This is a genomic window from Rossellomorea sp. DUT-2 (genome assembly GCF_052665285.1).
Map to the genome: position 1 here is coordinate 177,612 of NZ_JBQPEO010000003.1, position 15,607 is coordinate 193,218.

13 protein-coding genes are annotated in these 15,607 nt (G+C 43.7%); 11 read left to right on the forward strand and 2 right to left on the reverse strand.

The window, feature by feature from the left end:
• Positions 1 to 9 precede the first annotated feature (9 nt).
• From ACOSV2_RS11670 to ACOSV2_RS11710, 9 genes are all read left to right on the forward strand, one after another.
• Positions 10 to 1,353 (forward strand): GntP family permease, encoded by a 1,344-nt coding sequence (locus tag ACOSV2_RS11670; protein ID WP_113968612.1) that lies wholly within the window; start codon positions 10 to 12, stop codon positions 1,351 to 1,353.
• Positions 1,354 to 1,442: 89 nt separating this feature from the next.
• Complete coding sequence (gntK, locus tag ACOSV2_RS11675) at positions 1,443 to 2,954, forward strand: gluconokinase (protein ID WP_428975879.1); 1,512 nt, start codon at positions 1,443 to 1,445, stop codon at positions 2,952 to 2,954.
• Positions 2,955 to 3,096: 142 nt separating this feature from the next.
• On the forward strand, positions 3,097 to 3,816 hold the full coding sequence (locus tag ACOSV2_RS11680; RefSeq protein WP_044339151.1) for a YebC/PmpR family DNA-binding transcriptional regulator: 720 nt from the start codon (positions 3,097 to 3,099) through the stop codon (positions 3,814 to 3,816).
• A gap of 142 nt (positions 3,817 to 3,958) precedes the next feature.
• Positions 3,959 to 4,546 carry a hypothetical protein gene (locus ACOSV2_RS11685; protein WP_428975223.1) on the forward strand — a complete coding sequence of 196 codons (588 nt, stop codon included), beginning with the start codon at positions 3,959 to 3,961 and terminating at the stop codon, positions 4,544 to 4,546.
• A 180-nt stretch (positions 4,547 to 4,726) separates the two neighbouring features.
• On the forward strand, positions 4,727 to 5,998 hold the full coding sequence (locus tag ACOSV2_RS11690) for an ATP-grasp domain-containing protein (protein WP_428975224.1): 1,272 nt from the start codon (positions 4,727 to 4,729) through the stop codon (positions 5,996 to 5,998).
• 43 nt (positions 5,999 to 6,041) lie between these two features.
• The gene (locus ACOSV2_RS11695; RefSeq protein WP_428975225.1) at positions 6,042 to 8,006 is read left to right on the forward strand and encodes a hypothetical protein; all 1,965 of its coding nucleotides are present in this window, start codon (positions 6,042 to 6,044) and stop codon (positions 8,004 to 8,006) included.
• Positions 8,007 to 8,116: 110 nt separating this feature from the next.
• Complete coding sequence (locus ACOSV2_RS11700) at positions 8,117 to 8,311, forward strand: hypothetical protein (RefSeq protein ID WP_397553026.1); 195 nt, start codon at positions 8,117 to 8,119, stop codon at positions 8,309 to 8,311.
• A 15-nt stretch (positions 8,312 to 8,326) separates the two neighbouring features.
• Positions 8,327 to 8,476, forward strand: coding sequence for a hypothetical protein (locus ACOSV2_RS11705; protein WP_428975226.1), 150 nt, complete (start codon positions 8,327 to 8,329; stop codon positions 8,474 to 8,476).
• Positions 8,460 to 8,678, forward strand: coding sequence for a hypothetical protein (locus ACOSV2_RS11710; protein ID WP_428975227.1), 219 nt, complete (start codon positions 8,460 to 8,462; stop codon positions 8,676 to 8,678). The genes ACOSV2_RS11705 and ACOSV2_RS11710 overlap by 17 nt, the downstream gene beginning before the upstream one ends.
• Positions 8,679 to 8,760: 82 nt before the next feature.
• Here ACOSV2_RS11710 and ACOSV2_RS11715 read toward each other — a convergent pair whose 3' ends face one another.
• Positions 8,761 to 10,293, reverse strand: coding sequence for a BCCT family transporter (locus tag ACOSV2_RS11715; RefSeq protein WP_428975228.1), 1,533 nt, complete (start codon positions 10,291 to 10,293; stop codon positions 8,761 to 8,763).
• 375 nt (positions 10,294 to 10,668) lie between these two features.
• Between ACOSV2_RS11715 and ACOSV2_RS11720 the strand changes: the two genes are divergently transcribed.
• The gene (locus tag ACOSV2_RS11720; RefSeq protein ID WP_428975229.1) at positions 10,669 to 11,322 is read left to right on the forward strand and encodes an NAD-dependent epimerase/dehydratase family protein; all 654 of its coding nucleotides are present in this window, start codon (positions 10,669 to 10,671) and stop codon (positions 11,320 to 11,322) included.
• A 54-nt stretch (positions 11,323 to 11,376) separates the two neighbouring features.
• Here the strand turns inward: ACOSV2_RS11720 and ACOSV2_RS11725 are convergent, their stop codons facing one another.
• A complete protein-coding gene (locus ACOSV2_RS11725) occupies positions 11,377 to 12,231 on the reverse strand; it encodes a TetR/AcrR family transcriptional regulator (RefSeq protein ID WP_428975230.1) in 855 nt (284 codons plus the stop codon).
• A gap of 164 nt (positions 12,232 to 12,395) precedes the next feature.
• On the opposite strand from ACOSV2_RS11725, the gene ACOSV2_RS11730 reads away from it, so the two are divergent.
• Positions 12,396 to 15,530 (forward strand): efflux RND transporter permease subunit, encoded by a 3,135-nt coding sequence (locus ACOSV2_RS11730; RefSeq protein WP_428975231.1) that lies wholly within the window; start codon positions 12,396 to 12,398, stop codon positions 15,528 to 15,530.
• The last annotated feature ends 77 nt before the right edge of the window (positions 15,531 to 15,607 follow it).

Consider the following 15,607-nt stretch of genomic DNA (forward strand, 5'->3'; position numbering starts at 1 on the left):
GGGATAGAGATGTCTGATCAAATGCTCATTTTAGTTGCATTAGCCGGAATTTTTCTTCTATTATTCTTAGTTATCAAAACGAAGCTTCATGCTTTTGTTGCCCTATTATTAGTAAGTTTAATTGTAGGGATCGCCGCAGGGATGCCTCTTCAGGAAGTTGTCGCTTCGATTCAAAGCGGAATGGGCGGGACCCTCGGGTTTGTCGCTGTCGTTGTTGGTTTAGGTGCAATGTTCGGTCGTATGCTTGAGGTTTCAGGCGGAGCGGAACGATTAGCTCAAACCCTGATTAATAAATTTGGTGAAGATAAAGCGCAATGGTCCCTCGGTATCACAGGTTTCCTGGTTGCCATTCCCGTATTCTTCGATGTCGGATTCATCATTCTTGTACCGATTGTATATGGATTGGCAAAGAAAACTGGAAAGTCTCTACTATACTATGGGATTCCTTTACTTGCAGGTCTTGCAGTAACACACAGCTTCATTCCGCCTACTCCAGGACCGATTGCTGTTGCTGATTTAATTGGAGCGGATCTTGGCTGGGTCATCTTATTCGGTACTCTTGCCGGTATTCCATCCATGATCATCGCCGGTCCACTTTTTGCAAAATTCATTTCGAAACGAATTCATGCAGTAGTACCGGATTATATGCAAGTGGAAGAGATCGAGTACGATAAAGAGCTTCCGAGCTTTGCCATGATTGCGTCACTTATCTCGATTCCTTTAGTGCTGATTTTATTGAATACGCTTTCGGGTGTTTTGCTGGATGAAGGAAATACCATTCGTTCGATCCTGACTTTCTTAGGTCATCCGTTCGTAGCGTTAACGATTGCGACTCTACTGACGTTTACATTATTAGGAACAAGACGTGGATACTCCCGTCAGGACGTTCAGGATATTGCGACAAAAGCACTTGAGCCGGCTGGGATCATCATCCTCGTTACAGGTGCCGGTGGAGTGTTCAAACAGGTTCTGATCGATTCAGGTGTCGGTGAAGTACTTGGGGAAATGATGGCCGGTTCAAGCTTGCCTCCAATTGCCCTTGCTTTCTTAATTGCCATGGTGGTTCGTGTGGCACAGGGTTCAGCCACTGTATCCATGGTGACGGCAGCAGGGTTGATGAGTCCATTAATTTCAACTCTTGGTTTAGAAGGGCCGGTCCTTGGCTTAATGGTTATTTCCATTGCAGCAGGAGCAACCGTCTTCTCTCATGTAAATGATAGCGGATTCTGGTTAGTGAACCGTTATTTTGGATTAGATGTGAAAGATACGTTAAAATCATGGACGATGATGGAAACGCTCATCGGGTTTGTAGGTTTTTCCGTAGTATTCATTATAGGGATATTCATTGGTTAAAATAGGATAGAATAAAGTGGAAGAGGGAAGAGCCATGTCGCTTCTTCCTTTTCTCTATTTGTTTAGGAGGAACGAAGATGTCAGAATTCATGATTGGTGTCGATATCGGGACAACCAGTACAAAAGCAGTACTTTTTAATGAAAAGGGAGAAGCGATCGATCGTCATGGGGTCGAATATCCATTACATACACCAACACCGGGGACCGCTGAACAGGATCCCGAAGAAATCTTCCGCGCCGTCATCAGTTGTATAAAGGAAGTGACCTCGAATACAAGTGAGAAAATCTCGTTTGTGTCATTCAGTTCTGCTATGCACAGCTTGATCCTGGTGGATGAGAAGGACCAGCCGCTGACTCCTTCCATTACTTGGGCTGATAACCGAAGTGCCGATTGGGCGGATAAGATTAAGAAAGAAATGAATGGATTGGAGATCTATCGCAGAACAGGGACTCCGATTCACCCGATGTCACCGCTTGTAAAGCTTGCGTGGCTGCAGCATGAGGAACCGGGATTATTTAAGAAAGCGGCTAAATTCATATCCATTAAAGAATTCGTGTTCCATCGCTTTTTCGGAAAATATGTCGTAGATTACTCCATCGCATCTGCAACAGGTATGTTCCACCTGGAAAACCTGGCTTGGGATGAAGAAGCGTTGAAGGTGGCAGGTGTCACAAAGGATCAACTTTCGGTTCCTGTCTCAACGACTGAAAGCTTAGTTGGATTGAAATCTGAGTACACGGACATGTTGGGCTTATCAGCCGACACACCGTTTGTCGTCGGAGCAAGTGACGGGGTCCTATCGAATCTTGGGGTCAACGCCATCGAACCGGGTGTCGTAGCCGTTACGATCGGAACGAGTGGTGCGATCCGTGCTGTAACGGACCGTCCGGTAACGGATCCGAAAGGTCGTATTTTCTGTTATGCGTTGACGGATAATCATTGGGTGATTGGCGGGCCAGTCAATAACGGTGGCATGATTTTCCGTTGGGTGCGGGACGAGCTGGCTTCTGCAGAGGTGGAAGTGGCGAGCCGGTTAGGGAAAGATCCTTATGAAGTCCTTACGGATATTGCTTCTAAAGTAGAACCGGGATCAGAAGGATTACTCTTCCATCCATTTATGGCCGGAGAGCGAGCACCTCTTTGGAACGCAAAAGCGCGGGGATCCTTCTTTGGACTCGGCATGCATCACAAAAAAGAGCATATGATCCGAGCTGTCTTAGAAGGAATTGTCATGAATTTATACAGTGTTCTTTTGGCGCTGGAAGAATTAATAGGTACGCCGACACGAGTGCAGGCAACCGGTGGATTTGCCCGATCTGAAATGTGGCGTCAAATGCTTGCCGACGTATTTGATCAGGAAGTGGAAGTGCCTGAAAGCTTCGAAAGCTCCTGTCTGGGAGCGGTGGTACTTGGAATGTATGGCAGCGGGATGATCGACTCACTGGAAGAAGTGAGTGAAATGGTCGGTTCCGTTCATTCCCATCAGCCTGATCCGAAAGCAACGGCGGCTTATACGAAGCTGATGCCTATCTTTATTCGCGTTCCACGTTTGCTGGAAGAAGAATATGAAGCGATAAGTGCATACCAGGAAGGAAGCTGACTCATCTGAGTCGGCTTTCTTTAGGTAAGAGTGGCAAGGAATCTACTTAGCCAAAAATAGTTGTTTTCATGTATAATAGAAACGAAAATACCTTTTAAGATAGAAAGTATCTATAGATAAATGTGAAAGAGAGTGGAACGATATGGGACGTAAATGGAATAACATTAAAGAAAAGAAAGCGTCTAAGGATGCTAATACGAGTCGTATTTATGCGAAGTTCGGTCGTGAGATCTATGTTGCGGCCAAGCAAGGTGAGCCGGATCCTGAACTGAACCAAACGCTGAAATTTGTTCTTGAGCGTGCGAAAACATACAGCGTACCGAAACACATCGTCGACCGTGCCATTGAAAAGGCGAAGGGTGGTTCAGAAGAAAACTATGACGAACTTCGCTATGAAGGCTTCGGACCGAATGGGTCCATGGTCATTGTTGATGCCCTGACGAACAATGTAAACCGAACTGCATCCGAAGTGCGTGCTGCTTTTGGCAAAAATGGCGGTAACATGGGTGTGAGTGGATCTGTTGCGTATATGTTCGATGCCACAGCCGTTATCGGTATTGAAGGGAAATCAGAAGAAGAAGTCATGGAGATCCTGATGGAAGCGGATGTGGACGCACGTGATATTATCGAAGAAGATGATGCTGTGATCGTTTACGCTGAACCAGATCAATTCCATGCGGTTCAAGAAGCGTTTAAAGGTGCAGGTGTCACTGAGTTTACAGTGGCGGAACTGACAATGCTTGCGCAGAATGATGTCGAACTTCCAGAAGACGGTCAAGCTCAATTCGAAAAAATGATTGATGCGATCGAAGATTTGGAAGATGTTCAGCAGGTATATCATAATGTTGATTTAGGTGAATAACCGTTGATGAAGTCCCTTGACGCTTTATGTGTCTGGGGCTTTTTTTCTTTGTAGAAAATACTAAATTGGTGATAGAAAACTTCAGATAATCTCGGTAAAGATGGTAAAACTACTGTTATACCATCTTGTTAGAGGTGATCCAATGAAGAATATTAAGCTTTTGTTTCCAGTAATAATGGGCGTCCTTTATATGAGCACGGGTTCAAACGGAAGCGCTCATCCCTATCAGGAAAATGCCGAAGTGGATTTAAGTGAAGTGACGTATGTTCAGTCAGAAACGATACCTGATCCCATGCTGGAGGATGCGTTTAGTAAAGCTTTTGATGTGAAAAGGGGTAAGGATAACATTCAATATTATTATAATCATATCGACTTGAATGATGATCAACAGCCTGAAACGTTTGTTTATTTAGTCGGTTTGCCTGTGTGTGGAAGCGGGGGATGCAGCGGTGCACTATTCACAAAGGATAATAATAAATATGAGCTTCTCACAACGTTTTCATTAGTCAGGTCTCCCATCATCATCCAAAATGATAAAACAAACAAATGGAAGAATATTATCATGTATGTTTCTGGAGGGGGAATGCAAGGGGGATATAAGCTATTACGCTTCGATGGTCATACGTATCCTTCCAATCCTTCTATGCAACCGGATGTTCAACCAGGGAAAATCAAAGGTTTGGGGATTATCAACAATGATATCTCAACGAAAGAAGGCATCCCTTTTTAACATAATCAAAACAAGGCATATTCCCAAAAGGGGAGTATGCCTTGTTCTTGTCGTGAAAGGTCGTATTACCACTTTATTTGTCGAATAGATTGAAAATTCAGCAAAATACTTCATTCTCCCTATCTGCTTTGTTATGCTAAAGAGGAATCTGAATAAATACGTGACAAGGGAGAGGAAATTATGGGACTAGATCAACTTGAATTACAGCAAGCAGAACAGAACGTGGATCGAAAGGAAAAAACCAAACCCTATCTAACAGCATTGATCGGTTGGAGTCTGCCGGCAATCGAAGCGTGTACGAAGCTAAATAGGCCGTTCGTCGTAGTTGGCCCGCCCGATTTTGAGGGCTATGCAGAAAAACATGATATTGCCTTTATCGGCTGGGACTTCGATCGGTTAAATGAAGGTTCAGATCATCTTTATAAACAGCTGAAGGCAATGGGTGCAGAAGTGGCTGTTCCTTTGTATGAAGAGTGTGTGGAGTGGTCTGGGGCATTAAACTCCCGTTTCCGTAAAGAACCGCGCGTCTTCAACCGTTCTCTTCTATTAAGAGATAAAGGGATGATGAAGCGTAAAGCGCAAATTGCCGGAATCAAAGTAGGTGTATTTGAAGAAGCACGGGATAAGGAAGATGTAAGACGCTTCTTGAAACGTGTGAACGAAGCCCTCTTGAAAGTCGAAGGAGATAAGAACGATCCCATTCACGTAAAACCTCTTGATAAAGCAGGGTCTGTCGGACACCGGGCCATTGAGAATCCGGAAGATATCGATGCTCTCACGGAGTCAGAGTTTCCCCTTCTGATGGAAAGCCATTTAGACGGTCAGGAATTCTCATGTGAAGCGTTTATTCATAATGGAAAGATCCAATTTTTAAATATAACGGAGTATGTGCGATTAGGCTACTCTAATTTCGTACCGGCATCTCCAACCCTTGAAGAAAAGCGTCCGGTCATCCGTGAGGCGATTCAACAGCTCATTGATGCGTTTGAGATTGAATACGGTGTTATTCATCCGGAATATTTCATTACGTCCGATGGTACTCTTCATTTCGGTGAAGTGGCAGCCAGAGTCCCTGGCGGACATATCTTTGATTTGATCGAGCGGGCTTATGGATTTAATGCATATCAAGCGCAAATCCTTTGTAGTGATCCCAATACAACAGAAGAAGAGCTTAGAGAGTTTTTCCCTTCTACGGGTGAAAAGGCAAAAGCCCATGCAGGTTGTTTAATGGTCCATCCGCATGTTAATTATGTGGAGAAACTGGAGGTGCCCGATGAACTGGAGAACCATGCCTATTTTGAAAAACATGATATGTTCAGTCCGGCCCAAGGGAAAGTAGCTCAGCGAATCGGCTTCGGTAATCATTACGGAACGATCTTCTTCTATGGGGAAGACAGTGAAATCATGAGGGGTCTATTAAAGGAATACGAACAGTTTAACTTCTATATCTAATTCTCTCATCCACTGGTATTTTGATTGATAAAGGAGTTTTGAAATGGCATTTGAATTAACGTCTAAGCTGGAAGATCGATTTCTGCAAGCGCTTAATGATCTGGAGAGCGCAGCTTCATTTGCAAAATCAATGTATCAAACTGACGTCTATCAGGAAGCGCAAAGATTGTTGGATACGGACGAAGGATTGGAGATCCTATATCGAAGCGCAAGTCGCTTTGAAATGGCGGGGGTCTTCCAGGACGGTCCATGGGAAAAGGCGTCCAAGCTTCAACCACCTCTTGTGGCCGGGTCACTTCAAGCGAAGGGGCTTCCTTCGATTATTGAAATTCTTAGTGAGTTAAGAATGTTATCCATTGCAGAAGGTCAATATGAACATCCCGATGTATCGACTGAAATGGCAGAGGATTTCCTCAATGAAGTCATGGTTCTGAATCTGAACCTGCTTTTCCCTGAAGCAACAGAAGCAGCACGAATTGAAGGTGGGGAGCAGAGTGAAAGAGCAACGGAGTTATTTCGATTTCTATCCGATAAGCTTTCCTATCAAGCACTTACGACTACACTGATTAAAGAAATTGAACGGTTGACCGCACAACGTCCAATCATGGTGAAGCGGACAGTGTCGATGATAGAAACAGCGAAAAAGATGCTTCATTCAGACTTAAGCGTAGCGGAACGACTTGTTTTGGAAAAGTATGTGTCTGCTATCGAAGGTCCGTCCCTCTTAAGTAAGAGCATTTCCCAGCCGGGTGAATACCGTAAGAAGCTTATGGACTTGTCTAAGGAGGAACTGGAGAAGGAAGCTGTTGCCTTTGCGGGGTCCATGCGTGAAACGGGGCTTGTTGCTCCCCAGCATGCGATTTTACTAAGATTCCTAAGTAGAAAGGTTCAAGAGCTTGTTCCGGCTGCCCTTCAGTTAAATGACAAAGGAAAAGCAAACTTGGATGAACATAAGGAACTCGTCTTTCAGCTCATAAAAGTGGCCATCTATCCAGCCACAAAGCAATCGGTTTACGGACTAGCTCTTATGCTTGAACGGGGAGTGTTATCATCATCTCCAGTATCACCGGGATTGAAAAGGCTGATTGAGCTTGATATTCGACCGGAAGTACGGAAGACGCTCCTTAATTCGTGTAAAGCAGGAGACGGAATTACAGCGAATTCTGTCCTTCTTGCCGGTGTCATCAATGTCCTCGGTCAACCTATCGGAATTGGCCAAGGCTTAAATCCGACCTGTCAAACAGCGCGGGGGATCAGCCTTTGGGCACAGCATGCTCCAGGGTACTTACTCGAACTGATTCCAAGGGCAGCGAGGGACGGAGATATCGATATTATGTTTGAAGGTACACCGGTCCATTCGAAAGAATTAAGTGGAGGGCTGGCGCCTGAGCTTCATCAAGAGCTTGATCCTGTGTCACTTGTTCTCGTTCCACATCTTGACCGTATTTACAGTGAGATGATGAGGCGAGTATCGCTTAGAGGGGAAGATGGACACCGCTGGGTGAATCCGGAATTTTATGGAGATTGGGTTCAAAAAGGGTTTAGCACTGTCATTGATTCATTAACAGGCCTCATTTCTGACTATCCGGGATTCGTGCGCCTGTTCTATGCCACTCACCACCCGGAATACAATGATGACTACGGATTGATCTATCCGAATCCGGTCGGGATCTTCATCACAAATGTCCATGGGAAGCTTCTTGGTTTCCATGCCGTTTCGATTCTGAGAATCACCCAAGATCCCAAGGGAGAATATCGGATCTATTTCTATAATCCGAATAACGACGGCTCCCAGAATTGGGGTCAGGGTATCGAACCTTCTGTCATGGAGAACGGGGAACTGGAAGGAGAATGCTCTCTTCCGTTTCACGAGTTTGTTTCCAGGCTTTACGCATTCCACTACAACCCTTATGAACAGGGAGATGCTTTTGCTGTGGAAAATGAGATTGTCGATGAAATCAAAAATCTTGCCCGGGATAGTTGGGGAAGGGATTATACGTGGGTTTGAAGATGAATCGTGGCGTTAAGCAGCTTAAGTTGCTTAACGCTTTTTTGAGTTAAATGAAGTTTGGATGATTCTTTTATCAGTAGCCATACTAAATAATGGAGGTGGAATAGATGAGAGATCATAAGAAACCTGAAGATCTACGTATGGATACACCGCTTAATCCTGAGTTTACACTGAACAATGAGGTTCGCAACCCCAGTCAGGTGTATGTACCGGGAGAGTCAGTAGAGGAACATCATGCAATAGAAGAAGGAAACGGGTTCATTGCCGAAAAAGAAATCGGACAAGCAAACGAAAATAGTTAAGAGGTGAAGAATAGGATGAATAAAGAGTTTCCGGTGGCAAACCTATCAGAAGATACGTTGAATCAAGTGCAGAGTATGGAGAGTGAACTTCGTCAGCAAACGAACGAGGATATTATTCTAATCGCTTATAAGAATGGTGGTGAAACAATTGAAGGAAGAAGATAAGGTGAATAAAGGAAATGAAGACATGCCGGATTTCAAACAGTTAAATGATCGTGTCATAGCAGAGGAACCGAAAGGACCTTTTCTCGCCATCAAAACAAATATGGATACGGCAGGAGTCAAGGATAATCCATATGCATCTGCAAATGCAGACCCTGAACAAGATGAGAAATTACAGCAATTTTTTGAGGATGAAGAGTTGTAGGAAGTAATCCATCGTGTTTGCAGTGTGAAACGTTAATGAAATAAGAAAGCGCCAATCATAAAGTGGATTGGCGCTTTTAATATTATTTTGTTTGACGTGACTGTTCGATCAACAACTCTTTTGATACTTTGGGTGCGAGCCATAGCATTGGTAATAAAAGAAGTGAGACGGGAACAGCGGTTACTACGATAAAGTTCTGGAGTGCTGTGACACTCCCATCACCTATATAAAGAAGGATTGCTGCGATGAAGCCCATCAAGATTGCCCAGAATACACGTAAGGAAACCTTGGGATCTCCTTCTCCGGAAACGGCCATCGCAATCGTATAGGACATTGAATCTCCTGTTGTGACAACAAAAATGATCGTTAGCAATAGAAACAGTGGTGAAATAATCCCTGCAACTGGCAGTTGGTTTGTGATGGCTATCATTGCAGCAGGCATACCTCCACTCATTAATTCCTGTGAGACACTCCCTGGATTTTGCAATTCATAGAATATACCTGAGCCACCTACAACGGTAAACCAGAAGGTGGTGACAATGGGAGCAATGATCGCAATGGCCAGAATAATTTGACGAATCGTTCTGCCGCGTGAAATTCGGCTTACAAGAATAGCCATCATAGGCCCATACCCAATGAACCATCCCCAGAAAAACACGGTCCAGCTCCCCAACCAACTTGTATCCGACCGGAATGTACTGATCTGAATAAAGTGATCCACATAGTACCCGAATGAGGAGACGAAGGAATCGATAATGAATCCTCCGGGGCCGAATAGTAAGACGAAGAGAATCAATCCGAAGGCCAAGCGTACATTAAAATTACTCAGGATTTGTATCCCTTTATGAATTCCTGTTGCAGCTGACACGGTGGAAACAATCACTAAACAGATAATGATGGCAAGCTGCGTCGAGAACTGGTCAGGTATGCCGAAAAGAGTAGACAGACCGTAACTAGCCTGTAAACCGAGGAATCCAATCGGTCCGATTGTACCAGCCGCTACAGCAATAATGGCAAATGCATCAATGAACGTTCCGAGGATGCTTGCTTTAAGCTTTTCGCCGAATATGGGATATAGCAGAGTTCGCGGTTTCAGTGGCATCCCTCTGTGGTAATGGCCGTACATCATAACGACGGCACTCAATGTTCCTAAGATTGCCCAAGCGAGGAAGCCCCAGTGCATATAACTTTGGGCCAAGGCAGGCATGATTGCTTCCTGGGTTTTAGCAGTGATTCCTTCATGCATTGGAGGAACCGTCATAAAGTGATACATTGGCTCAGCAGCTGCCCAGAACACGCCGCCCCCTGCAAGTAAGGTTGCCATGATGATCGATAACCATTTATACGTTCCAATCTCCGGTTTTTCCATAAACCCTAACCGTACATTCCCATATTTAGAGAATGCAATGTAAAGTGCCACAAGAAAATGCATTAGCATCAACACCTGCCAGAAAGCACCAAAGTATTTCGAAGACCAGGCGAAGCCTCCATTCACAAATGCGGTGACGCTGTCCAGACTGAGAAAAGCTGCGATAACGAAAACGATTAATAACCCTCCACTGATGGCAAATACGGGCCAATCAATCTTGGACGTGTAATGATTTTTAATAGACATATAAGACAAATGCTCCTTTAATTTTTTACCTATGAAAAAACACAAGGTCCTACTATCTCACAGGTAGAAAAGAGTTGTAAAGAAAAAGAATGAAATTAATCATAGCCAATTAATGTTAGGGTTTCACATATAAAGGTAAGTTATCCTTTTTCGGAAATTTCATCTTTTCAATAAAGGAAAAAACTCTATACTTAAAAGGAAGAATAAAACAAACTGAAAAAGGCAAACTTGTTGAAAGATAAGGAAATGAAGTGATAGGCCTGCCACTCTTTGCAAGCTGGCAGCCTCATCCCGCAGGTATTGCTGTCCACCACTACAAACGCTGGAATAGGTTATTGAGATAAACATGTCACTAAAAAGAGAGAGGGAATGCTGATGACAAAGGTTGCCCTAGTTGCAGGATCCACAGGTTTGGTTGGTTCACACCTGATAGAAATACTGATCAAGAGTCCCGAGTATAAAAAAGTGATTTCGTTCGTGAGAAGAAGCAGCGGGGTGAAGCATGAGAAGTTGGATGAACGAATCATCCCATTCGATCAAATGAAGCTCCTGCCCCACGAGGAAATCGATGATGTATTTTGTTGTCTTGGAACGACCATCAAGAAGGCGCAGACGAAGGAAGCGTTTAGAAAGGTAGATTACGAGTACCCCGTTCAACTAGGAAACCTCGGTAAAGACCATGGAGCCAAAAAATATATGGTCATATCAGCTATTGGGGCGAGCTCCGGTTCACCGTTCTTTTATAGTAAGGTGAAAGGGGAGCTCGAGGAAGACTTAATAGCCCTGTATTATCCCGCCCTGCACATTTTCAGGCCATCCCTTCTTTTAGGGGAAAGAGATGAATTCCGCCTTGGGGAAAAAGCGGGAGAACTCTTCTCCAGAGCCATCCGCCCGGTAATGGTAGGCAGGCTGAAGAAATACAGAAGCATTTCGGGACGTCAGGTGGCTTATGGAATGTACCGTGCCGCCAATGGCCCTGACGGTGAAAGAGTAACCATCCATGAATCAGATCAAATTCAGCAGCTGTAAAATAACATAAGCAAAAAAAAAGACCCGCATTTGAACTAAGCGGGTCTTTCGCGGTCAGAATGTATAAAAATGTCTCAAGGCATTCACGAGATGCTTCAGTGACGGGTCCTCTTCAAGATTCACAATCATTCCTTTGATGACGACCGGCCGGGTTTCATCCTTTTGAATTTCCTCCTGAATGACTTCCAACGAAATTTTGGTGTTTTCGTCCTCTGCTACTTCACGTGCATCCTCGATCATATGAACAAGTGTAGACTCATTGATCCTGTTAGATAAAGTGAAATCCTTCACCAGATCCTCCACTTTTTCAAAGGAAAGGACAGGCTGATCCCCGCTTTTTAGTAGACCTTCCACCAAATCATCCGTACGTTTCAATATGAATCGGGATAAATAGGCAAAATCCAATTCGATTTTATCAAGCATCACCAATTCTAAATAAGAATGGAAAAAACCTTGAATCATCATGGTGATATCCCAGAAGTAGGGCTCGATTTTTTTTCCGTATATCCCATATAATCTTCTTTTATAATAACGATGGGTGTCCAATTTCATCTCACTGAGGAGATCATGGATTTCATCGTTAAACGGCATGGCATTCTCTCTGATCTGCATGATGATAAACTCTTTATGTTTACAGATTTCAATAAGCTGACACTCTAATTGCTTTTGGAATTTTTCATAAGGAGGCAAATCCTCGTTTTCAATCTCATTTACTTTAGCCGTGATCATTTTAAAATAGTAATTCATGATGGCTAACAGAAGGGCTTCCTTTGATTTGAAATACAAATAGAATGCACCTTTTGATATCTCACACTCGTTCACGATTTCTTGCACCGAGGTGGCGTTAAATCCTTTCGTGGCAAACAGCTTAATCGATGTTTCTATAATTAATTTCTCTTTTTCCTTCATGCTTTCCTCTCCTTGATAAACTCCTTATCTTCATTATGACCGATTGGTCACAAAAAATAAACCTTTTCTTTTATAAGTATATTGACTTATGACTATGCGGTCAGTTATATTAGATTGTGTTATGACTAGTCGGTCAGATAAATGATAGAAGGGACGAATAAAGAGTGAATAGTATTATTAATTTCGTACTCAAGAATAAGTTTGCCGTATGGTTAATGACCATCATCGTCATTATTGCAGGCTTATATTCAGGATTTAATATGAAACTAGAAACCTTGCCAAATATTAATACCCCGATTGTAAGTGTTACGACGGTATATCCGGGAGCCACTCCTGAAGATGTAGCCGAAAAGGTTTCTGAACCAATTGAAAAACGTTTGAAGAATTTAAATGGGGTAAATGTTGTCAGCTCCACGTCTTATCAAAATGCTTCAGCCGTTCAGATAGAATACAAGTTTTCGAAAGATATGGACGAAGCAAAGACTGAAGTGGAAGATGCTCTTTCGGATCTCCCTTTTCCAGAAGGGGTGAATGAGCCGGAAGTATCAAGATTAAGCTTTAACGCTTTCCCGATCATCGCACTCAGTGTAGCAAATGATGATCAATCTCTTGCTCAATTAACTTCGACTGTAGAAGAAACAATCGTACCACAACTTGAAGGAGTGGACGGGGTAGCATCTGTACAAGTTTCAGGTCAACAAGTTCAAGAAGCACAAGTCGTTTTTGATCAAGAAAAACTTGCTGAATACGGCTTAACGGAAGAAACGGTCCAAAATATAATCAAAGGTTCTGATGTCACAGCACCATTAGGACTTTATACGTTTAAAGACAGCCAGAAATCTGTGATGGTTGATGGAAATATTACGACAATTGAAGATTTGAAAGAAATGAAAATTCCTGTGACGCCTTCATCTGGCGGATCTATGGAAGCTCCACAAGGGCAAACGCCTGGGGGGCAAGCCCCGCCTGCCGGTGAAGCACCTGCGGGCATGAAGATCCCGACGGTTCAACTATCAGACATTGCTGATATCGAGCTGAAAGGCAAAGTTGAATCCATTTCCAGAACCAATGGGAAGGAATCCATCGGACTTCAAGTGGTGAAGACAGCAGATGCCAATACGGTAGACGTTGTAAACGCGGTAAAAGAAGAAGTGAAAGTTTTTGAAAAAGACCTGGATGGGGTTGAAATCATCTCTACCTTTGACCAAGGGGAACCGATTGAAGAATCGGTCAGCACCATGCTGAACAAAGCATTATTCGGTGCCATATTTGCGGTCATCATCATTCTGCTATTCTTACGGGATATTAAATCGACGCTTATCTCCGTCGTATCGATTCCCCTATCGCTGTTAATCGCGATTTTACTTTTAAAACAGATGGATATCACGTTAAATATCATGACTCTTGGGGCCATGACTGTAGCCATTGGACGGGTCATTGATGACTCCATCGTAGTAGTGGAGAACATTTACCGACGGATGTCCCTTAAAGGGGAGATGCTGAAAGGGAAAGAATTGATCCGGGAAGCAACGAAGGAAATGTTCGTTCCGATCGCGTCTTCCACGATTGTAACGATCGCTGTGTTCCTGCCATTAGGATTGGTTCAAGGAATGATCGGGGAACTATTCCTTCCATTCGCATTGACCATCGTATTTGCCCTATTGGCTTCACTTCTAGTGGCAGTAACGATTGTGCCGATGCTTGCTCACTCGATGTTTAAAAAAGGTGTCGGGAAGAAGCATGTGGAAAAGCAAAGTCGTTTAGCGATTTGGTACAAAGGCGTATTGAATTGGACACTGAACCATAAAATTATCACGTCACTCCTGGCTGTCGCGATGCTTGTTGGAAGCTTGTTCCTGGTTCCGCTCATCGGGGTGAGTTTCCTGCCATCAGACGAAGAAAAGATGATCATGGCAACGTATAAACCGGAACCTGGTCAAACAGAAGAAGATGTAAATCAAATCGCTCAAGATGCAGAAGAGTATTTCCAAGGACGTATTGGGGCTGAAACGATTCAGTACTCGGTTGGTGGAGAGAATCCAATGAGTCCGGGAAGCTCAAACAATGCCATTTTCTATGTTCAATACAGTGATGATACAGAGAATTTCTCTGAAGAAAAAGAACAAGTCATTAAAAAACTTCAAGAAACAACAGATAAAGGGGAATGGGCTTCACAAGACTTTTCCGCCAGTGCCGGCAGCAATGAAATTGTCGTGTATGTGTACGGTGAAACCCTGAAAGAAATCGAACCTGTTGTAAACGATATTCAAGCTATGATGAAAGATAAAGAAGATTTCAAAAAAGTAGGGTCGAGTATCTCTGAATCGTACGATGAGTATTCATTCATCGCAGACCAGGAAAAGCTGAGTGAGCTTGGCCTGACAGCGGGTCAAATCGCCATGGAACTTGGTCAGACACGTCAGCGTCCGGTCCTCACCACCATCGAAAAGGATGGAGAAGAGATAAATGTCTATTTAGACGTTGAGAAAGAAGAGTACGAAAGCATCAACGACTTGACGGATAAAACGATCCAATCACCACTTGGGATGGAAGTTCCGATTAAAGACGTCGTTGAAGTTCAAGAAGGTAAGACATCCGATACCGTTTCAAGAAGGGACGGAAAAGTATTTGCTCAAGTGAGCGGAGAATTAAAATCGGATGATGTATCAAAAGCTTCGCAAGACATTCAAAAAGAAATCGAAGAGCTTGATTTGCCAGCGGGTATCAATGTAGACATGGGCGGAGTAACAGAAGATATCCAGGAATCCTTCACACAATTAGGATTAGCGATGCTCGCAGCCATTGCCATTGTGTACTTGATCCTGGTGATCACGTTCGGTGGAGGTCTTGCACCGTTTGCGATTCTTTTCTCGCTTCCATTTACGATTATTGGAGCATTGGTTGGACTATTGATCGCAGGTGAAACGATCAGTATTTCTTCCATGATTGGTGCTCTCATGCTGATCGGTATCGTCGTAACCAACGCAATCGTCCTGATTGACCGGGTGATTCATAAAGAAAACGAGGGTCTATCAACAAGGGAAGCGTTACTGGAAGCCGGTGCCACCCGACTTCGTCCGATCCTTATGACAGCCATTGCGACAATCGGGGCCCTGTTCCCGTTGGCATTGGGTCTTGAAGGAAGCGGATTGATCTCGAAAGGACTGGGTGTGACCGTAATTGGCGGCCTGACAAGTTCGACACTATTAACACTTGTCGTTGTGCCGATCGTGTATGAAATCCTGATGAAGATTAAAGGAAAGATTGGTCGACGTAAGCGAAAGGTAGTAAAAGGATAATTTAGGAAAGCAGTCCTGTTGCGGGGCTGCTTTTTTCTTTAGGAAGCCTCATATATAAATTTCTGAAAAATAGTATT

Bases quoted from the DNA above. Each gene is read 5' to 3' on its own strand.
- gntK (WP_428975879.1), top strand. From the start codon at position 1,443: ATGATTGGTGTCGATATCGGGACAACCAGTACAAAAGCAGTACTTTTT.
- ACOSV2_RS11705 (WP_428975226.1), top strand. From the start codon at position 8,327: ATGAATAAAGAGTTTCCGGTGGCAAACCTATCAGAAGATACGTTGAAT.
- ACOSV2_RS11680 (WP_044339151.1), top strand. From the start codon at position 3,097: ATGGGACGTAAATGGAATAACATTAAAGAAAAGAAAGCGTCTAAGGAT.
- ACOSV2_RS11670 (WP_113968612.1), top strand. From the start codon at position 10: ATGTCTGATCAAATGCTCATTTTAGTTGCATTAGCCGGAATTTTTCTT.
- ACOSV2_RS11685 (WP_428975223.1), top strand. From the start codon at position 3,959: ATGAAGAATATTAAGCTTTTGTTTCCAGTAATAATGGGCGTCCTTTAT.
- ACOSV2_RS11700 (WP_397553026.1), top strand. From the start codon at position 8,117: ATGAGAGATCATAAGAAACCTGAAGATCTACGTATGGATACACCGCTT.
- ACOSV2_RS11695 (WP_428975225.1), top strand. From the start codon at position 6,042: ATGGCATTTGAATTAACGTCTAAGCTGGAAGATCGATTTCTGCAAGCG.
- ACOSV2_RS11725 (WP_428975230.1), bottom strand. From the start codon at position 12,231: ATGAAGGAAAAAGAGAAATTAATTATAGAAACATCGATTAAGCTGTTT.
- ACOSV2_RS11720 (WP_428975229.1), top strand. From the start codon at position 10,669: ATGACAAAGGTTGCCCTAGTTGCAGGATCCACAGGTTTGGTTGGTTCA.
- ACOSV2_RS11690 (WP_428975224.1), top strand. From the start codon at position 4,727: ATGGGACTAGATCAACTTGAATTACAGCAAGCAGAACAGAACGTGGAT.
- ACOSV2_RS11715 (WP_428975228.1), bottom strand. From the start codon at position 10,293: ATGTCTATTAAAAATCATTACACGTCCAAGATTGATTGGCCCGTATTT.